The organism is Segatella oris, assembly GCF_900637655.1.
GTDB classification, from domain to species: domain Bacteria; phylum Bacteroidota; class Bacteroidia; order Bacteroidales; family Bacteroidaceae; genus Prevotella; species Prevotella oris.
Window position 1 is genome coordinate 40,293 of record NZ_LR134384.1, and the last position, 21,633, is coordinate 61,925.

General features: G+C 44.7%; 16 protein-coding genes and 2 tRNA genes. 10 read left to right on the plus strand and 8 right to left on the minus strand.

Translation table 11 applies throughout. From position 1 onward, the window contains the following. Positions 1 to 147: 147 nt before the first annotated feature. The gene (locus EL210_RS00210; RefSeq protein WP_018921053.1) at positions 148 to 1,554 is read right to left on the minus strand and encodes a C1 family peptidase; all 1,407 of its coding nucleotides are present in this window, start codon (positions 1,552 to 1,554) and stop codon (positions 148 to 150) included. An 88-nt stretch (positions 1,555 to 1,642) separates the two neighbouring features. Between EL210_RS00210 and EL210_RS00215 the strand changes: the two genes are divergently transcribed. From EL210_RS00215 to EL210_RS00235, 5 genes are all read left to right on the plus strand, one after another. Further along, positions 1,643 to 2,893 (plus strand): CobW family GTP-binding protein, encoded by a 1,251-nt coding sequence (locus tag EL210_RS00215; protein ID WP_018921054.1) that lies wholly within the window; start codon positions 1,643 to 1,645, stop codon positions 2,891 to 2,893. Then, positions 2,893 to 3,612: an HAD family hydrolase gene (locus EL210_RS00220; protein ID WP_018921055.1), complete on the plus strand. Its 720-nt coding sequence runs from the start codon at positions 2,893 to 2,895 to the stop codon at positions 3,610 to 3,612. The genes EL210_RS00215 and EL210_RS00220 overlap by 1 nt, the downstream gene beginning before the upstream one ends. Positions 3,613 to 3,783: 171 nt before the next feature. Continuing rightward, positions 3,784 to 5,664, plus strand: coding sequence for a 1-deoxy-D-xylulose-5-phosphate synthase (gene dxs / locus EL210_RS00225; RefSeq protein WP_018921056.1), 1,881 nt, complete (start codon positions 3,784 to 3,786; stop codon positions 5,662 to 5,664). After that, positions 5,661 to 7,007, plus strand: coding sequence for a Trk system potassium transporter TrkA (trkA, locus tag EL210_RS00230; protein WP_004377737.1), 1,347 nt, complete (start codon positions 5,661 to 5,663; stop codon positions 7,005 to 7,007). The genes dxs and trkA overlap by 4 nt, the downstream gene beginning before the upstream one ends. Beyond that, positions 7,004 to 8,461, plus strand: a complete 1,458-nt coding sequence (locus EL210_RS00235) for a TrkH family potassium uptake protein (protein ID WP_018921057.1) — start codon at positions 7,004 to 7,006, stop codon at positions 8,459 to 8,461. The genes trkA and EL210_RS00235 overlap by 4 nt, the downstream gene beginning before the upstream one ends. Before the next feature lie 547 nt (positions 8,462 to 9,008). Here the strand turns inward: EL210_RS00235 and EL210_RS13480 are convergent. Next, the gene (locus EL210_RS13480) at positions 9,009 to 9,158 is read right to left on the minus strand and encodes a hypothetical protein (protein ID WP_004375658.1); all 150 of its coding nucleotides are present in this window, start codon (positions 9,156 to 9,158) and stop codon (positions 9,009 to 9,011) included. A gap of 158 nt (positions 9,159 to 9,316) precedes the next feature. On the opposite strand from EL210_RS13480, the gene EL210_RS00245 reads away from it, so the two are divergent. Further along, complete coding sequence (locus tag EL210_RS00245; protein ID WP_018921059.1) at positions 9,317 to 10,198, plus strand: aldose 1-epimerase family protein; 882 nt, start codon at positions 9,317 to 9,319, stop codon at positions 10,196 to 10,198. Between the two features lie 109 nt (positions 10,199 to 10,307). Here EL210_RS00245 and EL210_RS00250 read toward each other — a convergent pair. After that, a tRNA-Gln gene (locus EL210_RS00250) sits at positions 10,308 to 10,378 on the minus strand. Between the two features lie 209 nt (positions 10,379 to 10,587). Here EL210_RS00250 and rsfS point away from each other — a divergent pair. From rsfS to EL210_RS00265, 3 genes are read left to right on the plus strand one after another with little or no spacing between them, the layout of a single operon-like run. Further along, positions 10,588 to 10,947: a ribosome silencing factor gene (gene rsfS, locus EL210_RS00255; RefSeq protein WP_004375660.1), complete on the plus strand. Its 360-nt coding sequence runs from the start codon at positions 10,588 to 10,590 to the stop codon at positions 10,945 to 10,947. Positions 10,948 to 11,007: 60 nt separating this feature from the next. Then, entirely contained in the window at positions 11,008 to 13,059 is a 2,052-nt protein-coding gene (gene ftsH / locus EL210_RS00260) for an ATP-dependent zinc metalloprotease FtsH (protein ID WP_020610681.1), read from the plus strand. Next, the gene (locus EL210_RS00265) at positions 13,052 to 13,921 is read left to right on the plus strand and encodes a phosphatidate cytidylyltransferase (protein WP_018921062.1); all 870 of its coding nucleotides are present in this window, start codon (positions 13,052 to 13,054) and stop codon (positions 13,919 to 13,921) included. The genes ftsH and EL210_RS00265 overlap by 8 nt, the downstream gene beginning before the upstream one ends. A 794-nt stretch (positions 13,922 to 14,715) precedes the next feature. Here EL210_RS00265 and EL210_RS00270 read toward each other — a convergent pair. The 5 genes from EL210_RS00270 to EL210_RS00290 all read right to left on the minus strand — a co-directional run bounded on the left by EL210_RS00270 (position 14,716) and on the right by EL210_RS00290 (position 20,446). Continuing rightward, positions 14,716 to 14,797, minus strand: a tRNA-Leu gene (locus EL210_RS00270). Positions 14,798 to 14,956: 159 nt separating this feature from the next. Continuing rightward, positions 14,957 to 15,766: a helix-turn-helix domain-containing protein gene (locus EL210_RS00275; RefSeq protein ID WP_018921063.1), complete on the minus strand. Its 810-nt coding sequence runs from the start codon at positions 15,764 to 15,766 to the stop codon at positions 14,957 to 14,959. 120 nt (positions 15,767 to 15,886) lie between these two features. Then, complete coding sequence (locus EL210_RS00280; protein WP_018921064.1) at positions 15,887 to 16,906, minus strand: S41 family peptidase; 1,020 nt, start codon at positions 16,904 to 16,906, stop codon at positions 15,887 to 15,889. Next, positions 16,903 to 17,754, minus strand: coding sequence for a DUF3316 domain-containing protein (locus tag EL210_RS00285; protein ID WP_197721035.1), 852 nt, complete (start codon positions 17,752 to 17,754; stop codon positions 16,903 to 16,905). Before EL210_RS00285 ends, EL210_RS00280 begins: the two co-directional genes overlap by 4 nt. Beyond that, complete coding sequence (locus EL210_RS00290) at positions 17,735 to 20,446, minus strand: DNA gyrase/topoisomerase IV subunit A (RefSeq protein WP_018921066.1); 2,712 nt, start codon at positions 20,444 to 20,446, stop codon at positions 17,735 to 17,737. The genes EL210_RS00285 and EL210_RS00290 overlap by 20 nt, the downstream gene beginning before the upstream one ends. 840 nt (positions 20,447 to 21,286) lie before the next feature. Between EL210_RS00290 and EL210_RS00295 the strand changes: the two genes are divergently transcribed. Further along, positions 21,287 to 21,628, plus strand: a complete 342-nt coding sequence (locus EL210_RS00295) for a hypothetical protein (RefSeq protein ID WP_004375672.1) — start codon at positions 21,287 to 21,289, stop codon at positions 21,626 to 21,628. Positions 21,629 to 21,633 lie beyond the last annotated feature (5 nt).

Here is a 21,633-nt window from a genome sequence, read left to right on the forward strand (position 1 = left end):
AAAAATCAACAAAATGAAGTTTTGTTTTCCCTAAAAGAATACCGCAAAAAACAAAGGAAAAGGAAGAATATGAATGTGGAAAGCATTTCCTGTCCCTTTGCTTCAGCTCAAAATTCAGGCTGAAGCAAAGAGGCAGGAAAGGCATTTCTACTTGTCATCTTGGAATAATGGGTCGTCTTGCAACAGCATAATGGGCTTCTGCTGTGCTGCTTTGAGCACCTTTTCTGAAGCATATTTCCTGTCAACAACAAGGCGGAACATGAACTCATTGAACCAACGATTGGTCATGATGAGGTAACCTTGATGCCCATAAGAGGGGCCCCAACTGTTCTCTACCTTCCATTTCACGGGCTTACCTTGCCTGTCTAAGTCGACAGCCGTAAGCGTCATGGCATGCGTTGAGCCACTGTCGAAAGTACGGATGCGGTCGGCTTTGTTCATATTATAAGTTGTTCCTGTGAGCGAAGCATAATCGTAGTTATCAAGATCAAGGTAACCTCGCTTGCGATCAAGCTGCTTTCCAACGTCGTAACTGCTGTACATTTTGTGACCGTCTTTAATGGATGCGATGGCCAACTGAGCGATTTCGTCCATCGGGAGATTGAGATAAGTCCAGTTATGTCCGTCGTATGTGTGGCGATCATACTGCACTTCATAGGTCTTATAATAAGGATGTCGCGGGTCGTTCATTACCATAAGGAATGTACCATTCAGCGGATGGCCCACTGTAACGTCATAGAAAGAACGCGGTGTGTACTGCTTTGACTCGCCAATCGCCTTGCCGTTCTTATCTGTAAAGACATAGGTGAACGTCTTTACCGGTTCTCCAAGCGTGAGTGTCAGTAAGTGATAAATGGTTGAAAGCATCTCAGTCTTGCGGTCGTTGATAGCCGTTTTGCTCTTTCTTTCAGCCACCAACTTGCGCAGTTCAAGGCCAAACTCGCGCAGTTTACGCGACACAAGCTTTGCCATTATCTTTGTGTTGTCGCTTGAATAAGTTTCAGGTTGCACGCTCTTGGGCACCAGACCATACTTCTCGGCAAGGTCAGCCACACCGCAGAATGTACCGCCATCATTGATAGGGTTCTTGAAGAAGAACTGCACTCGGGCATCTTCCATCGGCAATTTAGCATTGTCAATGACAGCCTGGAGCATGAGATTGGCCTTCTCCAACTGGTCGTAGAAGAAGAGATAAGCATGAGAAAACTCCACAGCAAGCGTGTCGTTGTGGGCCTTGGCAAAATTACCACGCAACACATTCAAGCCGGAAAACATCCAGCAACGGCCCGAACTCTCCTGGTTCTGAATGCTCTGCTTGGGCGTTTCATCACTGAAATAGGTGTTCAGTGCACCTTGATGAGCATGGTTACGGGCCAAATCATCGATGTTGTTCGAAGCAAAGGCATTCGCCAAAGCATGTTCGGCAGGGGATGACTTCTGTGAGGTTTCAATCTTCTGCAACATGACAGAGGAGATACCTCCGGGTTGGTTCTGTGCTATCAGCGTAGTTGCTGAAGCCAGACAAAGGGCGAAAGTGATTGTTTTTTTATTCATAGTGATGCAAAGTTACACATTATCAACTATTTTTTATACCTTTGCATGCGATTTCTACATTAATATATATTAAAGAAAGGAAACAGAGATGAAGAACAAAGAAATACCCGTATTGTTGCTTACGGGCTATTTAGGAAGCGGCAAAACGACCCTTGTCAACAAGATATTAAGTAACGAACGAGGCATTAAATTCGCTGTTATCGTGAATGATATCGGCGAAGTAAACATCGATGCAGACCTCATTCAAAAGGGCGGAATCGTTGACCAGAAAGACGATAGTCTTGTGGCATTGCAGAACGGTTGCATCTGTTGTACGTTGAAAATGGACCTCGTGAAGCAGTTGAACGACATCGTCAACATGAAGAAGTTCGACTATATTGTCATCGAAGCCAGCGGTATCTGCGAGCCGGCTCCTATCGCACAGACCATCTGTTCGATACCAACCATGGGCCCACAGTTCATTAAAAACGGCATCGTTCGCCTTGACAGCATCGTCACAGTGGTTGATGCGCTGCGCATGAAAGATGAGTTCGGCAACGGTGCAGACCTCATCAAGCAGAACATCGGCGAGGAAGATATTGAGAACTTAGTGATTCAACAGATTGAATTCTGTAACATTATCCTGTTGAACAAGGCTTCGGAAGTGGAGCCACAGGAATTGGAACGCACGAAGAAAATCATTCGTGCGCTGCAGCCCAAGGCAGAGATTATAGAATGTAATTATGGTGATGTTGCACTTGAAAAGATTATCAACACCCGCAAGTTTGACTTCAACGAAGTGGCAACATCAGCAGCCTGGATTGATGAAATCGAGCATCATCATGGCGATGAGCACATGGATGAGGAGGAAGAAGAGCACGAACACAATCATCACGACCATGACCATGAAGAGCATCATGACCACGAACATGAGCACAAAGAGGGACATCACCACCATCATCACCATGATCATGAGGGCGGAGAAGTTGAAGAATACGGCATAGGTACATTTGTTTACTATCGCCGCAAGCCTTTTGACCTGGTAGGATTTGATGAGTTTATTGCCACACAATGGCCAAAGACAGTCATTCGGTGCAAAGGTATATGTTGGTTCAAAGACGAGCCTCAAACCTGTTATGTGTTTGAACAGGCAGGCAGACAGATGGGACTTCGCAATGCCGGTCAATGGTATGCTACCATGCCGGAAAAGGAACTTAAAGAGCTCATGTCACGCGAAGAAGGACTCCGACGCGACTGGAACGAGACCTATGGCGACCGTATGCAGAAGCTTGTTTTCATTGGTCAGCATCTTGACAAGGAAGAAATAACCCGTTTATTAGATGCCCGTCTTGTTGACTGATGCCTATGAATCTCAAACCATTCAAGGTTATCGCCATCGATGCCGACGACACATTGTGGGACTGCCAGTCGCATTTTGACAACGCAGAAGCGGCCTATTGCCAGCTGTTGGCCGATTACAACGATGCCAAACACATTTCAGATGCGCTTTTTGAAACCGAGAAACTCAATATGCCTTCATTAGGTTTCGGCACGAAAGCTTTCACTTTGTCACTTCTTGAAACTGCAATCAAAGTCTCCGGAGGCAGTTTAAGCGGCAAAGTGGTGGCTGAAATCCTGCAATTAGGCAAGGCTTTGCTCTCCTTTCCAACCACACCTTTGCCCGGCGTTGAGGACACATTGATTGCCCTCAACGAGCGAAAAGGTGGTGAAGACTATCGCCTTGTGGTGTTCACGAAAGGTGAATTGCAGGATCAAGAGAACAAACTCAAACGGTCGGGGCTTGCCAATTACTTTGATGATGTAGTCGTTGTGGCGGATAAAACAGAGGAGGAATACCGACATCTCTGCGTCAACAACGAAATCCGGCCGTCCGAATTGCTGATGATTGGCAACTCTTTCAAATCGGATATTGCCCCGGCACTCGCCATTGGTGCATATGCCGTGCATGTACCGTTCAGCGTGGCTTGGAAGATGGAACTTGCTGAAACATTCGATCACGAGCGCCTGACGACCATTGAAAACTTTAAAGATTTGATCGCCTCTCCTAACCTTTCATAAGGCAGAAGAGGCAACTTTATGACATGTTGTCAGTAGAATTAAATAAAGACTACTAAGCAACAGCCATGCACTTTGCTTTACATGAGCCCCTGAAAAAGAAAATATTGCTTTTCTTTGCTTTATACATGATTTTAACGTAACTTTGCAAAGTTAATCATACTCATTGTATTGATGAATGCAAATAAATTTGGATTATTAAGTCAAATCAAATATCCTGCAGACCTCCGAAAGTTGAGCATCGAGCAATTACCTGAGGTTTGCAAGGAGTTGCGCGAGGATATCATCCATGAAGTTTCGGTAAATCCCGGGCACTTTGCATCTTCTTTAGGTGTTGTTGAGATTACAGTTGCCCTGCACTATGTCTATAACACACCCGATGATCGCATTGTGTGGGACGTTGGACATCAGGCTTATGGACATAAGATTCTTACGGGAAGACGCGACTTGTTCTATACGAACAGAAAGCTGAATGGTATCTGTCCGTTCCCGACTCCTAAGGAAAGCGAATACGACACGTTTGCCTGCGGTCATGCAAGCAACTCTATTTCTGCTGCCTTGGGTATGTCTGTGGCAGCCAATGGCAGCGGACGTCATGTGGTTGCCGTTATCGGAGACGGTGCCATGAGTGGCGGGTTGGCTTTCGAGGGACTTAATAATGTATCGAGTATGCCCAATGACCTGCTCATCATTCTCAATGACAATGATATGTCAATCGACCGTGCTGTGGGTGGAATGGAGAAGTATCTGTTAAATCTCGACACGAATGAGACCTACAATAAACTACGCTTCAAGGCCAGCAAATGGCTCCACCGAAAGGGTTATCTGAATGAGGAGCGCAAGAAAGGTATACTCCGTTTGAACAACGCCTTAAAGAGTGCACTGAGTCATCAGCAGAATATCTTCGAGGGAATGAACATCCGTTACTTCGGCCCTTTTGACGGACACGATGTTAAGGAGATAGTACGTGTACTGCAACAGCTTAGAGATATGAAAGGCCCAAAGCTGCTGCACCTGCATACAACGAAAGGAAAAGGATACAAACCGGCCGAAGAAAGTGCCACGATTTGGCATGCCCCAGGCAAGTTCGACCCGGAAACAGGAGAGCGCATTCTGCAGGATTGCAGTGATATGCCCCCCAAATTTCAAGATGTTTTCGGTCATACACTACTTGAATTAGCCGAGAAAAACGACCGCATTATAGGTGTAACGCCGGCCATGCCGACAGGTTGTTCGATGAACATTCTGCAGAAAGCAATGCCCAACCGCATGTTTGATGTAGGCATAGCTGAAGGCCATGCTGTGACCTTTTCGGGTGGAATGGCGAAAGAAGGACTGCTTCCTTTCTGCAATATTTACAGTGCTTTCAGTCAGCGAGCCTACGACAATATCATTCACGATGTCGCATTACTGAACCTGCCTGTCGTGCTTTGTCTCGACCGCGCAGGACTCGTTGGAGAAGATGGACCTACGCATCATGGCGCCTTTGATATGGCTGCCTTACGCCCCATTCCTAATCTGACAATTGCCAGCCCAATGGATGAACACGAACTACGGCGCCTGATGTACACTGCACAACAACCCAACCAAGGCACCTTTGTCATTCGCTATCCACGCGGAAGAGGCGTTCTCAAGGATTGGAAATGCCCTTTGGAAGCAGTCAAAGTGGGCACAGGACGCAAGTTGCGTGACGGTGAAGGCACAGCAATTATCAGCATTGGCCCAATCGGAAACAATGTAAAAAGTGCTATTGAGGCTTCAGGAGAGAACGTCGCTCACTATGATTTGCGTTTCTTAAAACCACTCGATGAACCCCTACTCCATGAAGTTGGACAACGCTTCAGACATATTATTACTGTGGAAGACGGCATCCGCAACGGAGGAATGGGGTCTGCCATACTCGAATGGATGAGTGACCATGGCTATTCACCCATAATGAAACGCATGGGCATTCCCGACGAGTTTATCGAACATGGAACCGTTGCTGAACTGCAACACATCTGTCATATAGACCAAAACAGCATCATCGCTGCTATCAAGGAGACCAAGAAATGAAAATCATTATTGCCGGCGCATATGCCATTGGAACCTATCTTGCCAAGCTTCTCTCACGCAACAATCAAGACATTATCCTCATGGATGAGAGTCTGGAGAAGCTTGAGAAATTAGGTTCTGACTTCGATTTGATGACGATGAACGCCTCATGTGCCAGCATAACAACGCTGAAAGAGGCCGGTGCAGAGTCAGCAGACCTCTTCATTGCCGTCACCCCGGACGAAAACAAGAATATGACAAGCTGCATGATTGCCAAGGCCTTAGGTGCCAAGAAGACTGTGGCAAAGGTAGACAACTACGAATATGTAGCTCCGGATTTGAATGACTTTTTTGAAAGATTAGGCATCAGTTCCATTATCTATCCCGAGCTTTTAGCAGCTAAAGACATTAACAACGGATTGAAAATGAGCTGGGTTCGCCAGCGTTGGGATGTTCACGACGGAGCCTTAGTGATGCTGGGCATCAAGCTTCGAGAGACTTGTGAGATACTCAACAAACCGCTCAAGGACATCAGTGGCCCCGATGATCCCTATCATGTCGTGGCTATCAAGCGCGACGGTGACACCATTATACCGGGTGGTAACGATGAACTGAAACTCTATGACATGGCTTATTTCATGACAACTCGCCAGTATATACCTTTCATTCGCAAGATTGTGGGTAAGGAACACTATGTAGACGTGAAGAATGTAATGGTCATGGGAGGCGGCCGTACAGCCGTAAGAGCTGTCAAAACGATGCCGGAATACATGAATGTGAAAATCATTGAAGCCAACGAACAACGCTGCGACCGACTCAACGAACTGCTTGATGACGACCGTGCACTGATTATTCACGGCGACGGGCGCGATGTTTCGCTGCTTCAGGAAGAAGGCATCAGAAGCACACAAGCCTTTGTTGCACTCACAGGGAATGCCGAGACTAACATTCTTGCCTGCCTTACCGCCAAACGAATGGGCGTCAGGAAGACCGTTGCCATGGTCGAAAACGAGGATTATGTGAATATGGCGGAGAGCTTAGATATCGGCACTATCATCAACAAGAAAGCCATTGCAGCCGGCCACATCTATCAGATGATGCTCGATGCCAATGTCCACAACGTGCGCTTCCTCATGAATGCAAATGCTGATGTGGCCGAGTTCATCCCTCAAGAAGGGTCGAAAATCACACAGAAAGCAGTCAAAGACATGAGGTTACCCTATGGGATGACCATCGGTGGATTAGTCAGAAACGGTGAAGGATACCTTGTTTCGGGTAACACGCGCATTAATGCGGGCGACTCAGTAATGGTGTTCTGTCACAGTATCAACATGAAGAAAATAGAGAATCTCTTTAATAAATGATCAATCGTAGCATCATATTCAAGATCATCGGCTCGTTACTTTTCATCGAAGCCATACTGCTATTGGCCTGCCTGTGCATGGCTGTCGGCTACCAGGAAGACGATGTTCTTGCCTTTATCATCACCATCATCCTGACTACGTTCACGGGAATTGTACTGCATTTCCTTGGCCGTCATGCCAACAACTACATGAGTCGACGCGATGCCTACCTTGTCGTGACGCTCTCATGGATAATCTTCAGTCTCTTTGGTACATTTCCTTTCATGATCAGTGGTTACATCCCAAACTTCACCGACGCTTATTTTGAAACCATGTCGGGCTTTACAACCACTGGCGCCACTATCATTGACGACGTTGACAAGCTGCCACATGGCCTGCTTTTCTGGCGTAGTATGACGCAATGGATAGGCGGATTGGGCATTGTTTTCTTTACCACGGCCATTCTTCCTTCCTTTGTCGGTGGTTCCGTCAAAGTGTTTGCAGCCGAAGCAACAGGGCCTGTTACCACGCGATTACATCCTCGGCTCAGCACAAATGCAAAGTGGATATGGGTTGTCTATCTTGTACTGACCATCAGTTGCATACTCAGTTACATGATTTGTGGCATGGGATGGTTTGACAGCATCAACTATGCCATGGGGACAACTGCCACCGGTGGTTTCTCAACCCATACCGACAGCGCAGAGTTTTTCCGCTCTCCGGCAGTAGAATATATTGCTACTTTCTTCTGTTTCATTTCGGGAACGAACTTCACCTTATTATATATGTCGGCCACACATCGCTCTTTAAAAATGATGTTCAAGAGCGAAGAGTTCCGCTTCTACACCTTTGTCGTCATCGCATTCTCGCTTTTCATCATGGCTCAACTCATGCTTCACAATGGCTATGACCTTGAGAAAGCGTTTCGTTGTGGCATCTTCCAGGTTGTTTCTTTCATCACGACGACAGGTCTCTTCAATGATGATGCCGCCCAATGGCCCCATGTCACCTGGGTTGTTCTGGCCACTTGCATGTTCCTCGGGGCCTGTTCCGGCAGCACAAGTGGTGGTTTCAAGAGCATCCGCAGCGTCATGATGCTGAAGATTATCCGTAATGAATTCAAGCAGATTCTGCATCCCAACGCCATACTTCCTATTCATGTAGACGGCAGCAACATTCCTTCGCAGAAGCGTGTCACGCTGCTTTCTTTCTTGGCAGTCTATCTGTTGCTGTGCCTCTTCGCGTCGTTTATCTTCATTGCAGCAGGGGTTGACAACACGAATGCCATTACCATCACATTGAGTACCCTTGGTAATGTCGGCCCTTCATTGGGCCTTGAGATTGGTCCCACCATGAGTTGGTCGATGCTTCCGGCTGGAATCAAGTGGGTCTGTTCGGCATTAATGCTCATTGGAAGAATTGAAATCTTCACTATTCTGGTTATATTTACTCCTGCATTCTGGAAAGATAGATAGACATCTACACAGATTTTACTTTTTCTTTAGCATTTATAAGGCATAGGATACGCCTTAAAACAAGTCTGCTCTTTTGTAAAGTTATTATCTCAAATTTAACACTTTTTCCTGCGACTAAATAGAAATGGAAAGCTGTCTTCAACGTGAGTGCGAAACCATTTTATAGTCTCGATACCCTCATTTTTATCCTTTGGATTTGCAATCTCAGTCATTTCAGCCCGCAATATGACTGTCTTTACAGCGCATGATGATGCAAAACACATGGTAACTTGACGCAGATTGCAAAGTAATTTGACACAAATCACAGCGTTTTCTAACGTGATTTTACGCTGCATTTTGCATCTTCTTTCACAACAAACTGAATGTCAGCATGTTACAAACTATCAAAATACAGCGCGTATTTGAAGCGAGGATGACTTTATTTCTGAATTTACAAAATCTACGAGAGCAATTGTAAAGTCCTGTGATAAAAATTAACATATAATCTGCCATGCCGAATGATATGAGATTTTATCATTCATTTCGCCAGACAAAACCCTAAGACCGGCTATTCACAAATCAATCCTTTGGTCAGCATGTCATAATACAAAGCCTCGAGTTCGCCCTGTGTAAGCTGCTCAACAGCGTGCTCTATGGCTCTTATCAGCTCTTCGCGGCGATATTCGCCCGACGCATTGAAATGTGCAAAGTCTACCATTTTATCTTTCTTTTTGTTTCTTGCAAAGGTAGTTCAAATAGGAGACAACCGAAAGAAAAACGGCAAATTATTTTGTCGATAAACTTTATAAGCCACTTAACGGCACATCATCAGATAATTTTATTACCTTTGCTATATCATTCTTAAAGAAACATATCATGGAACAAATCAAGAACGAACACCTGACTGTGAGCCTTTCTGCTCATGGTGCAGAATTGCAGAGTATCAAGGATGCCAATGGGAAAGAATATCTCTGGCAAGCCAATCCCGACAAGTGGGGGCGTCATTCGCCTATCCTTTTCCCCATTGTCTGCGGACTGTGGAATGACACTTTCCGCATCAACGGCAAGGAATATCCCATGTCACGACATGGCTTTGCACGCGACACTGATTTCACTTTAGTGGCCCAGAGCGAACAAAAAGCGGTCTATGCACTGCACGATACTGCCGAAACGCTTAAGGTTTATCCTTTCCATTTCAATCTGGCTATCAGTTATAAACTTGTTGGAAACAGGATAAAGGTGGTGTGGCATGTGGAAAATACAGACCGAAAAGAGATTTATTTCCAGATTGGAGGACATCCCGCTTTTAATGTTCCCGACCTCAAAGTGGGTGAGCCCTTGCACGGAAGACTACGTTTTGATGAGGCCGAACCACGCCGGATATTCGGTAATGTGAAAGGTTGTATCGCGCCGGAACACCACACTGTGACCACTGAAAACGGCATATTCGAGTTTACAGAAGAGAGTTTCAAAGACGATGCCATTATCTTTGACCACAGTCAACTCCACAAAGTGAGTCTTCTGAACAAAGAAAACAAGCCCGAAGTAACTGTTGATTTCAAGACACCTGCTATCGGGATATGGAGTCCTTACGGCAAGAATGCACCCTTTGTCTGCATCGAACCGTGGTATGGAATTGCTGACTGGGTAGAGTTTGAAGGCGAGTTTAAGGATAAATATCTTATGAATAAACTGCTCCCCGGCTGCAGTTTCATGAGCGAATACACCATAACGATAGGGGAACTCCATGCGGATTGAACCTTTTATCAACTGAACTTGTGGAGAAAGAAAAAGCATTCTGTCGCACAAGAAACTTCATATAAACAAAAAAGCTAAATGGTTTGAAAATCATTTAGCTTTCTTTTTGTTGGGATACCCGGACTCGAACCAGGAATGACAGGACCAGAATCTGTAGTGTTACCATTACACCATATCCCAAGATTTCAATTGACTCATCGGCTTTACTCCCGATTTTCGCATGCAAAGGTAGTGCATTTCTCTGAACCATCAAAACTTTTCGGCACTTTTTTTCATAAAAAACAGCGAAACTTAAAAATAGACTTTGCTTTATGAGTAATATAGCTTGAAATTATGTACCTTTGTCCCTGATACACTATTATTACATACATTAAAAAGCAAATCCATTCATGGAAACAACAGAAAAGTTGGTTGAGACCATCACAAAAGGCATACAAGAGAAGAAAGGTAAGGACATTACTATTATCAATCTGAAACATATTGACGGGGCTATTGCCAAATATTTCATTATCTGTCAAGGCAACTCACCGACACAGATAGAGGCCATTGCAGGCTCAATCAGCGATACTGTTCGTGAAGACTTAAAGGAAAAGCCTATCAATGTGGCCGGACTCGGCAACAATCAATGGGTAGCTATTGACTATTCTGACGTGCTCGTGCATATCTTCATGCCTGAAACACGCGAATATTATAACCTTGAAAACCTGTGGGAAGATGCCAAATTAACAAATATTCCAAATCTCGATTAGACGTTTGGCATGTAATTTGATAGCACAGTTTCCATATAAATCAGAAATGCATACTATAACATGAACGAAAAAAAGAACTTCTTAAATAACAGAGATAAAGGCAATGAGCCTAAGATGCCACGGTTCAATATGAACTGGATCTACTTGCTTGTGGCCATCGTTGCAGGCGTATTCCTGCTCTCTGGAGGCGGGAACATGCTCGCCAGAGACGGAGCTAATCAAGAAGCTTCATATACAAAATTCAAGCAATATGTGGCAAAAGGCTATGCAACCAGCGTTGTTGTGAACAAGGAAAAAAGCACGCTGAAGATGTATGTTGCACCGAAACATATTCAAGATGTATTCCACATGAATGCCAAGCAGGTAGGAACACGCCCTTATGTCAATGTGGCTTTTGGTTCTGTCGACGAGCTTGAGAAGTTCCTTACTTACGAACAAAAGGCTGGAAAAATAGTCGATTTCAGTTATGACAACGACTCCGGGAGCAGTATTTTCAACGGACTTCTGTTCCAATTTGGGCCGCTCTTACTCCTTATCTTGTTCTGGTTCTGGCTCATGCGGCGCATGAGTGGCGGTGGAAATGTTGGCGGAGGAGGTGGCATCTTCAGTGTAGGCAAGAGCAAAGCCAAGCTATATGAGAAAGCCAACGACCTCGGGATAACATTCAAAGACGTAGCCGGACAAGAGGGAGCAAAGCAAGAAGTGCAGGAAATTGTAGAGTTCTTGAAGAATCCCCAGAAGTATACTGAGCTCGGAGGAAAGATACCTAAGGGTGCATTACTCGTCGGACCACCGGGTACCGGCAAGACTTTGTTGGCCAAAGCTGTGGCAGGTGAAGCCGGAGTTCCATTCTTCTCTATGAGTGGTTCAGACTTTGTTGAGATGTTTGTCGGTGTCGGTGCAAGCCGAGTTCGCGACGTTTTCTCGCAAGCTAAAGACAAATCACCATGTATTATCTTTATAGATGAGATTGATGCCGTAGGCCGTGCCCGCAGCAAGAACCCCTCTATGGGCGGTAATGACGAGCGAGAGAACACGCTGAATGCCTTATTGACAGAGATGGATGGTTTCGGAACAAACAGTGGAGTCATTGTTCTGGCAGCTACAAACCGTGCAGATATGCTCGACAAAGCCTTGCTTCGTGCAGGTCGTTTCGACCGTCAGATCAACGTAGATCTGCCGGATCTGACTGAACGTAAGGCCATTTTCAAAGTCCATCTGCGTCCTCTGAAGGTGGATAACAGCCTTGATATCGACTTCCTTGCACGCCAAACACCTGGCTTTTCGGGTGCCGACATCGCCAATGTTTGTAATGAAGCAGCACTGATTGCTGCCCGTCATAACAGCAAGACGGTCTGCAAGCAAGACTTCCTTGATGCCGTTGACCGCATCATCGGTGGTTTAGAGAAGAAAACCAAGGTGATGACAGCCGCCGAGAAGCGTTCTATCGCATTGCATGAAGCCGGACATGCCACGATCAGCTGGTTCTGTGAACATGCTAATCCGCTTGTAAAGGTGAGCATAGTTCCTCGTGGTCAGGCCCTTGGTGCAGCGTGGTATCTGCCCGAAGAACGCCAGATCACGACCAAAGAGCAAATGCTCGACGAGATGTGTGCACTGCTTGGAGGCCGTGCAGCAGAGGAGTTGTTCACCGGACATATCTCAACAGGCGCGATGAACGACCTCGAACGCGCCACCAAGAGTGCCTATGGCATGATTGCTTATGCCGGTATGAGCGACCGATTGCCTAACATCTGCTATTACAACAACCAGGAATATCAGTTCCAACGCCCTTACTCTGAGACCACCGCTAAGGTGATTGACGATGAAGTTTTGAAGATGATCAACGACCAATATGCCCGTGCAAAGCAAATGCTTGAAGAACATAAAAAGGGACATAATGAACTGGCTGAACTGCTTATCACACGTGAGGTCATCTATGCAGAAGACGTGGAACGCATCTTCGGAAAGCGTCCATGGATTAGCCGGGCACAGGAGATTATCAACGAAAATGAGGCCAATGTGCCGAAACTTGAAGACATGCCCGATGCTGTAAAGCAAGCTGAAGCTGAACATCAAGCATCATTAGAAAAGAACAATAGCAATGAGTGACAAAATGAAGAATTTGATTGTGAGAGCCATCAGCGGTGCGCTCTTCGTCGTTATCATGGTGGGTGGCTTCATGAGTCCACGCACAATGGTGGCATTGTTTGCCCTGATTACCGGACTGACCGTATGGGAATTCACCGGATTAGTGAACCAAAGAAAGGGCGTAACGGTCAATCGTTTCATCAGCACAGTGGCTGGAGTTTATTTCTTTCTGGCCGTAGCTGCCTTCCGAATGGGCATCACATCAAACTTCATTATCTTTGTTCCTTACCTGCTTACAATCATCTATCTCTTCATCAGCGAACTCTACCTGAAACAGGAAGACCCTGTCAACGACTGGGCATATACCATGCTTTCGCAACTCTATATTGCCCTCCCGTTCTCCATGATCAACGTTCTTGGCTTTGAACTTTCGGAAGACGGCCTCAGCTGTCACTACAACATGCTGCTTCCACTGTGTGTATTCATCTTCCTTTGGCTTAATGATACGGGAGCCTACTGCAGCGGATCACTGTTTGGGAAACACAAACTTTTCCCACGCATCAGCCCGGGTAAGAGTTGGGAAGGAAGCATTGGAGGTGGTATTCTCGTGATGATTGTGGCTGCTTTCATCGGTTACTACACCAATGAAAACGGCCAAATTTCACAGCTTTCTGTTCTCGGTTGGGTTGGATTAGGACTCATCGTAGTGGTTTTCGGCACATGGGGAGATCTCGTAGAGAGCCTTTTCAAGCGCACATTGGGCATTAAAGACAGCGGGAAAATCATGCCGGGTCATGGTGGAATGCTCGACCGTTTCGATTCTTCTCTCATGGCTATTCCTGCTTCTGTCGTGTATCTCTACACACTGCAACTACTTTCATAAGGACACTGTTCACAACAAAACAGCCCCATACATGCGAGGACTTTCTTCCTCGCATGCTTTGTTTTAAAACCTCTCTGCTAAAGACTGATTTTTCTTTACAATAGCCCACACAGGAAGGGGCATGTTTCAAAATAAAAGTTCAACGGTCGGAAATACGCGAGTTTTGAGCCTCTTTGCTAACAAACTGTACATCAATCAATTACATCATTTCTTGCTTTTTATTTCATAACATCACAGGAAAAAGCACTGCAATTTGAGTCATCTTACAGGGTGATTTGCGTCAAATTACCCCGTAATCTGCTACAGATGACACACCAAACTATGGCATATTACACCCTAAAATGACAGAAAATATAAAATCAGCAAACCGAAAACATAAAATCAAGTCAATCAAAACAGCAGACAACATGCCATTTTCCTCCTCTTTTTTTCTAATTCATAACTTTAAAAGGATGGCTTTTCTGACCAATTAATTTGACAAATATTGAAATCAATAAACACAGTGCATAGAAGTAAACAGAACTGGAGATAGTTCGTCAGTCGTTGTCAGTTTCCTTGTATATGCCCTAAAACAGCCGCATTTCATGCAATTCAAACATACACTTTTTGCACGTTATAAAGGCGCAACAAACGATTATCGGAGTAAAATCATGAGGAACATCTGCAAGTCTTTTCCTTAATATTAAAAAGCAAGTGCAATGAAATAATGCCATTCACAACGGCAAAACAGCATCTGTTTTTACAGAAAGAAAAAGCCAAGCAGTTAATAATCAACTACTTGGCAATCTGTACTGTGCGCCTGATAGGACTCGAACCTACACGGCATGAACCACTAGATCCTAAGTCTAGCGCGTCTACCAATTTCGCCACAAGCGCTTTGTGGATGCAAAGATACAATAAAATTCCGAGATAACGAAAAGAGGATGACGATTTTTTAACGCTTTTGCGCAATGTCCAAACGATTTCACTGAATATCCTGACTGCTATGCACGCTGTCTTTTCCGCTATGACTTAAGGGGCTGTTTCGTGTGTTCACTAACGCTCACGGATAGCCGAAGGCGACTCTCCAAGCTGTGCCTGTACGTAACGGGTGAAGTGGGCCGGCGATGAGAAATTAAACTTTTCACTGATCTCCAACACTGATAATCGCCGATTACGCAAGTGCAACCGAATGTCAATCTTTACAAAATGATGTATCCAATAGTTGGCAGGATGCCCCGTAACTGTACGGCAAACGTCCGACAGATACTTGGCCGTGACAAAGAGTTTATCGGCATAATAAGCCACTTCCCGATGTAACTTATACTCACCATTCTGCAACAGTTTGATGAAATCCCGAATAAGTCTTGCCGACCGAAGAGGCACATGTGTGGGGCCGTAAATACGGTCTTCGAAGTGAAAGATGTCTAAGAAGAACTGCAAACAACTTACGGCAAGCGCATCAAGATAAAAGGCATGACACCTGTTATCGGCTCTCTTGACAATGGCATTCATGTCATCCTGGCATACTTTTGCTTCTTTCTCGGTCAATTCCAAAATTGGGTTTTCCATCAGTAACAACGTGCTTCTGACACCGAAATTGGCATCAGGAGCCGCCGAATCCATAAAAGGAATATTGATATAGAGTACTGTTACTTCGAATTTTTCATGCAGAGAGAAGTCTTTCAATAAATGATGTTCTCGAACGATTAACAAGTTGTTTTTCTGAATGTTATATTGTTTGTCGTTGTAAATAAAGCTGCACGAGCCTTGCAAACATAACACATGAGCAACATAATCCTTGGTTTCAGTAGCTCCCATCTTCGTAAAGTCACTTCCGGTAATGATTGTTTCGCGGTAGTCCATAAGCTGGGAATAATTAAGTTAATGAAGCGCCTTATCAGCAGAACTCCAAGACAAAGATAGACATAATAAGTCAAAAGCACTGTCAAGTTTTAAGAAAAGTTTTTATGTTTCTAAACATTTCTATTTCAATATCTTACGTGCTTGTTCGATGATTGTATCTATTCCGCTGAAGAAGTCAAATCTATTGAGCCCTGCATGCACATCAGGTGGGATGCCAAATTCCGTACTTTGTCCGTCTTTATCATAGATAGGACAAGCTGAGAAACGTACACTCCACCCGTTAGGCAATTCACTACTGAAGGGAAGTCCAGCTCCCCCACCGGTCGTGTCGCCTACAATCTTGACGTTAGGGCAGCATTTCATATACTTCACAAACTCGTTGGCAGCACTGTAAACGCCACGGTTTGTCAGCACAATAACAGGTTTTTGCCAGCGCAAACCACGGCTTGGATGCAGCCATTGCTCTTTCATTGCAGAGAAATCATTATGCCCTCGTCCTGTCTTATGCTGGAAATAGCCTACAAGAATATCATCATTCGTGAAGCGTGCTGCCAGCTCTTCAGCACTCGAAATCATTCCTCCGCCGTTATTACGGATGTCGATAATCAGACCACGTGCCGTCAGGAAATAAGCTAAGATCTCATTCAAGTTGCCGCTTCCCAACCCATATTCGAACGTTGCACAGCGTATATAGCCGATATTATCATCAAGGATACGATACTTCATTCCATTGGAAATGCGGTAGTCTGTGCCTAAATAACGGTTGATTAATGAGTCGTTTACATTGCTCGGATAGTTCTCACGCCACGACCAGTTGCGTGCAATATTGAAGCTGGTGTACATGTTTACATGCCCATCCCGTAGTTCACCGAGCATGTTCCCAAGTACTTCGAAAAGCTGTCCTTCGGTCATCTGACCGTTAATCTGCTTGCTGTAACGCGCGTAAACATCATTCCAGTCGAGACCATATTGCTTGGCTTTATAGTCAAAAAAACAGTAATGCTCATCTATGATACGCCATAACGCTTCAAAATTTCCCCGTGGATTGTTGGCAAACTCATCTTCCTTTACGCAACCGGACAGCAGAGATGCGCAAAGAAACAGCAGTAAAGGCAATATGGAACGTAGGAAATGCTTCATCTTCTGACATGAGTTAGCTTAAACGTTTTGGTCACCCCGAGCAGCAAAGTATGCGTATAGGTGTGGTATTTTATTTTATTTACGTGCGCTTGCAGATACTCCCCTTGGTATCCAATGCGGAGAGTTGCCCGCCAAAGAGGGATATCCAAGGTCAGGAAATGCCGTAAAGAAGGCGTATTTCCAATATAGGTCGGCACAATATTATGGTCGTAATTGCCTTTCGAAAACAGCTCATAATAGGATTGTCCATAGTTAGGTGAGAACATCACTCCCACCAAAGGCATACCCACTTCATAACGCAAACGGAAGTCGCGAAACCCACTTGAACAGAAAGGATTTTGGAAATTGTAGGTCAAAGCAGCCACCGGAAGCAGGTTAAGAAAGGCATGAGCCTGAGCCGGATTATTGCTGTTACGCGTATTATAAAGGAAACCGAGATTGAGTTCTGCATTTCCTCCGGCCTCCAACTGTAACTCATTACGCCCTAACTTCCATGCTCCACAGAGATAATGCAGGCCACACTGGAAGTTATAGTTACCGGCGATTTCCCTTCCATTCTTGGCTCGATTGTTCACATAGGCTATGTTGCCTTGATGAATTAACTCATAGATCATATGGCTTCCCTCACGTTGTCGCAGCGTATGACTGATGTAACGGAGGTCTAATCCCGTGTATTCTTCAGGACTGAGATACGTATCAAGGAGGTTTGTTGTGCCCCACCCTATCATCTTACTATTGGTGATGACACGTTCTCCGGCCCTCACCTTATCGGTCTGGGCAGTAGAAACCAACGGGCAAAGACATAACATCAAACCCGCCAAAAAGATGTTATTTCGTATTGTTCGCATCATCTTCAGGGAACAAACTCAATTGTCCATTTAATTCATCTATCACCTGTTGCTGGCTTTTTCCTGCGTCGGGATCAAGATTTTCAGGTTCTTCTTCAACCTCGTCCTCGTCATCCTGCACTTCCGGTTCAGGGAAACGGACTGGTTCAAGCTCTTCAATCGTCCCGATTTGCCATGTAGAAATGCGCTTACCTTTAGCCTTGAAGCCTTTCTGTCCAATGAATTGTTCAGCGTCAATCTCTTCTGGTGAGCGTGCAGCATCATGTCCGCCATAGGTTACCTTGATGCGAGGGAATGGCACATCCGTAAGGATTACGAGCCTGCTATTGGCGTTTTCACCGACAAAGTTCTGCGGTTTTGCCATTGCATCCATCGTGAAGCGCTTGATATAAGGATAGCCCTGATTGTCTGCATCGAAGAGAACAGCTGTCCAAACTTTATCCGGTTGCCACTTCTCTATCCTCACAATATTGTCCGGATAGTGGTTGTTGGCATCGAAATTCGTAATATAGAAGTCGTTGTTATCAAGGATAACGAGGATGCGATCTTCATCAAAGAACTCCCCGAGGAAGCGTCCGTGTTCCTCATAGTTGATGCGCTTCACGTCGGGATCAAACCACACTTTACGTCCACCGAGCGTTGAGTGCCCTTGGCTTTTCAGTCCAATGCGGTGGATACTCTGCTTGGTTAAGATGACACCTTTGGCTCCACGGCTCTTGATCATCACCTTACTAAAGTCGCGTTCAAGGAAGATATTCTGGCGTTTCTTCTTCGGATCAGGCTCAAGAACAACCTTAATGATTTCGGCTTCTCCATTAGGATTGGCCGTGAAATAATTCACTTTCGACCCCGGAGTGCCTGCAGTAAGGTCGTATTCACGGTCACGTGTCATACTGGTCACGTTGAAACGCTTCATATAATAATAGCCTTCACGACCATCTTTATATACAACATTATATATAGTACGCTTATCATTCTTCTTGAATACCTGCAACCAAATGATTCCCTTGCCTACAAATATCTTGTCAGCAACCTTGATTATCTTGTATTTTCCATTCTTATAGAAGATGATAATGTCGTCAATGTCGGAGCAGTTACAAACAAATTCGTCCTTCTTCAGCCCTGTTCCGATGAATCCTTCCTGCCTGTTGATGTAGAGTTTCTGGTTGGCTTCCACCACCTTTGCACTGTCGATAGTGTCGAAACTGCGTATTTCGGTATGACGAGGATGCTCATTTCCATATTTATTCTTGATGAACATAAACCAGTTAATGGTTACATCTGTCATGTGTTCCAAGTCGTGTTCAATCTCAGCTACTTCTGCCTTGATGCGTGCAATGAGTTCATCGGCCTTGTCTTTATTAAACTTCAAGATACGTTGCATCTTGATTTCCATGAGCCTGAGAATGTCATCACGCGTCATTTCACGAATGAAATCGGGCTTGAACGGTGTGAGTTTCAGATCAACAAAAGCAACAGCTTCGTTCATGTCCGCAGCCTGTTCAAACTTCTTTTCCTTATAGATGCGCTGCTCAATGAATATCCGTTCGAGACTGGCAAAGAAGAGTTGTTCGAGCAATTCTCCCCTTCTAATCTGCAGTTCCTTGCGCAAAAGTCCCATCGTTCGGTCCACCCCATGGCGCAACACATCGCTGACCGTAAGGAAACAAGGCTTGTTGTCTTCGATAACACAGCAGTTGGGAGAGATGTTTATCTCACAATCACTGAAAGCATATAGGGCATCCATGGTCTTGTCTGACGACACACCGGGGGCCAAGTGCACCTGAATTTCCACTTCAGCTGCCGTGTTATCATCCACGCGCTTGGCTTTGATTTTCCCCTTATCTATGGCTTTCAAGATGCTGTCGATAAGCGTAGTTGTAGTCTTACTGAATGGGATTTCACGGATAACAAGTGTCTTGTTGTCGAGCTTTTCAATCTTTGCTCTCACCTTCAACACACCGCCCCGCTGTCCGTCATTATATTTACTGACATCAATAGCACCACCTGTCGGGAAGTCGGGATAAAGCTGAAAATCTTCTCCCCGCAGGTATTTGATAGCTGCATCACAGATTTCATTCAAGTTATGCGGCAACAGTTTGCTGCTCAATCCGACAGCAATACCCTCGGCTCCCTGGGCAAGAAGCAACGGGAACTTCACGGGAAGCGTGATCGGTTCCTTGTTTCTTCCGTCATAACTCAACTGCCAATCCGTGGTCTTTGGATTGAAAACTACGTCAAGAGCAAACTTCGAAAGGCGCGCTTCTATATAGCGTGGCGCCGCAGCTCGGTCTCCGGTAAGGATGTTTCCCCAGTTTCCCTGGCAGTCAATGAGCAGGTCTTTCTGTCCCATCTGCACCAAAGCATCTCCTATAGAAGCATCACCATGGGGATGAAACTGCATGGTATGTCCCACAATATTAGCCACTTTGTTGTAACGTCCGTCGTCCATACGCTTCATGGAGTGAAGAATACGGCGCTGAACCGGCTTCAGTCCGTCCTCAATATGAGGCACAGCACGCTCTAATATCACATAGCTGGCATAGTCAAGAAACCAATTCTTGTACATACCACTAAGATGATGCACCGCAGATGCATCAAACCTATCGGCCGGTTTGTAGTTAGAATGAGCATCATCGACCATGTTTTCGTCCTCGTTGAGATATTCGTTGTCTTTGATTTCGTCGTCCATGTAATAATTAATTTTATGCTTGGTGTTTTCTGCAATAGCTACAAAGGTAGTGAGAAATATTGGAATATGCAAATAAAAAAGAATTTCAAAACGGGATGGACAAAGTTTACAATCACCGTAACCACTATGAAACGAAACGACAACACGCATCCATCCGTAACTTTCTGACACGACATCCCGTATCTGAATTTCTGTGTATATGCACTGAAACTTATATCTGTTCATCAACACTAAGCATAGTGACAAGAAATTACACACAAAGCGATGAAAGTTTATTTTCAGCTCGGAAAGGCAACAAAAAGTATTCATGAGCCACCTGTTTTTGTAAAGATTACGACACTGTTTTTAACACTTCAGAGCCACACCAAATAGAAAATAAAAAGCGAAAAAACAGAGGTCGTCTTTCAATTTCAAGCTTACGGAGCTGCAATCCCATTCATCATAAGTTGTAACTTGACGCAAAACACGCTGCCATTTGCATCATAACACACGGTGAAACAACTCTAATTGCAAGGTAATTCAATAGTAATCACGCCGTTTTTTGACATGAAAATTCTTCATATTTCAAGACAAACTTCACAACCTTCTGACAGACAACGCATTACAAACTGTCAGAAAACAGCGCGTATTCAGAACGAGGAAGACATTCATTCTGAATAACGCAGCTATGCGAAAGTATTTGTAAAGTTAATTGACAGAAATGGAGTTGTACTCTTCTTATTGATTTCAGATCGAAAAACTTCATACATTTTATGAATTCAAAGAGAAAGAAAACAGAAAAAGTTGCACGCATTAAAAATATTATCTACCTTTGTGAAATAAAATAAAAAAATAAGAGTTATGAAGAAGTATTTATTCCTTATGCTTGCCTTGGCGGGCATCATGTTTTCATTTGTGAGTTGTTCATCTGACGATGACGACCTGACTTCCTTGCAAAGTACCATATGGGTGAGTCCTGATGACGGCGATGGACTTAGAACGTTAACCTTCGGTGAAAAGGACTTCTATGTCACTATATCCAAGAAAGGGAATACACAAATCGACCGAGGTAACTATATCTGGGATCCACCTATCGTTAGGTTCACATATACGGACAGGAAAACAAAGAAACTTGAAACAGCAATTGGAAAGGTTGAAGGCAACAAACTGAAGATTAATGAAATTGTTTATACAAAACAATAAAAGAA

Excerpts from the sequence above, each read along its gene's own strand:
- dxs (WP_018921056.1), top strand. The coding sequence starts at position 3,784 with ATGAATGCAAATAAATTTGGATTATTAAGTCAAATCAAATATCCTGCA.
- EL210_RS00245 (WP_018921059.1), top strand. The coding sequence starts at position 9,317 with ATGGAACAAATCAAGAACGAACACCTGACTGTGAGCCTTTCTGCTCAT.
- EL210_RS13480 (WP_004375658.1), bottom strand. The coding sequence starts at position 9,158 with ATGGTAGACTTTGCACATTTCAATGCGTCGGGCGAATATCGCCGCGAA.
- EL210_RS00235 (WP_018921057.1), top strand. The coding sequence starts at position 7,004 with ATGATCAATCGTAGCATCATATTCAAGATCATCGGCTCGTTACTTTTC.
- EL210_RS00220 (WP_018921055.1), top strand. The coding sequence starts at position 2,893 with ATGCCTATGAATCTCAAACCATTCAAGGTTATCGCCATCGATGCCGAC.
- EL210_RS00280 (WP_018921064.1), bottom strand. The coding sequence starts at position 16,906 with ATGAAGCATTTCCTACGTTCCATATTGCCTTTACTGCTGTTTCTTTGC.
- rsfS (WP_004375660.1), top strand. The coding sequence starts at position 10,588 with ATGGAAACAACAGAAAAGTTGGTTGAGACCATCACAAAAGGCATACAA.
- EL210_RS00295 (WP_004375672.1), top strand. The coding sequence starts at position 21,287 with ATGAAGAAGTATTTATTCCTTATGCTTGCCTTGGCGGGCATCATGTTT.
- EL210_RS00265 (WP_018921062.1), top strand. The coding sequence starts at position 13,052 with ATGAGTGACAAAATGAAGAATTTGATTGTGAGAGCCATCAGCGGTGCG.
- ftsH (WP_020610681.1), top strand. The coding sequence starts at position 11,008 with ATGAACGAAAAAAAGAACTTCTTAAATAACAGAGATAAAGGCAATGAG.
- trkA (WP_004377737.1), top strand. The coding sequence starts at position 5,661 with ATGAAAATCATTATTGCCGGCGCATATGCCATTGGAACCTATCTTGCC.
- EL210_RS00210 (WP_018921053.1), bottom strand. The coding sequence starts at position 1,554 with ATGAATAAAAAAACAATCACTTTCGCCCTTTGTCTGGCTTCAGCAACT.
- EL210_RS00275 (WP_018921063.1), bottom strand. The coding sequence starts at position 15,766 with ATGGACTACCGCGAAACAATCATTACCGGAAGTGACTTTACGAAGATG.
- EL210_RS00285 (WP_197721035.1), bottom strand. The coding sequence starts at position 17,754 with ATGCGAACAATACGAAATAACATCTTTTTGGCGGGTTTGATGTTATGT.
- EL210_RS00215 (WP_018921054.1), top strand. The coding sequence starts at position 1,643 with ATGAAGAACAAAGAAATACCCGTATTGTTGCTTACGGGCTATTTAGGA.
- EL210_RS00290 (WP_018921066.1), bottom strand. The coding sequence starts at position 20,446 with ATGGACGACGAAATCAAAGACAACGAATATCTCAACGAGGACGAAAAC.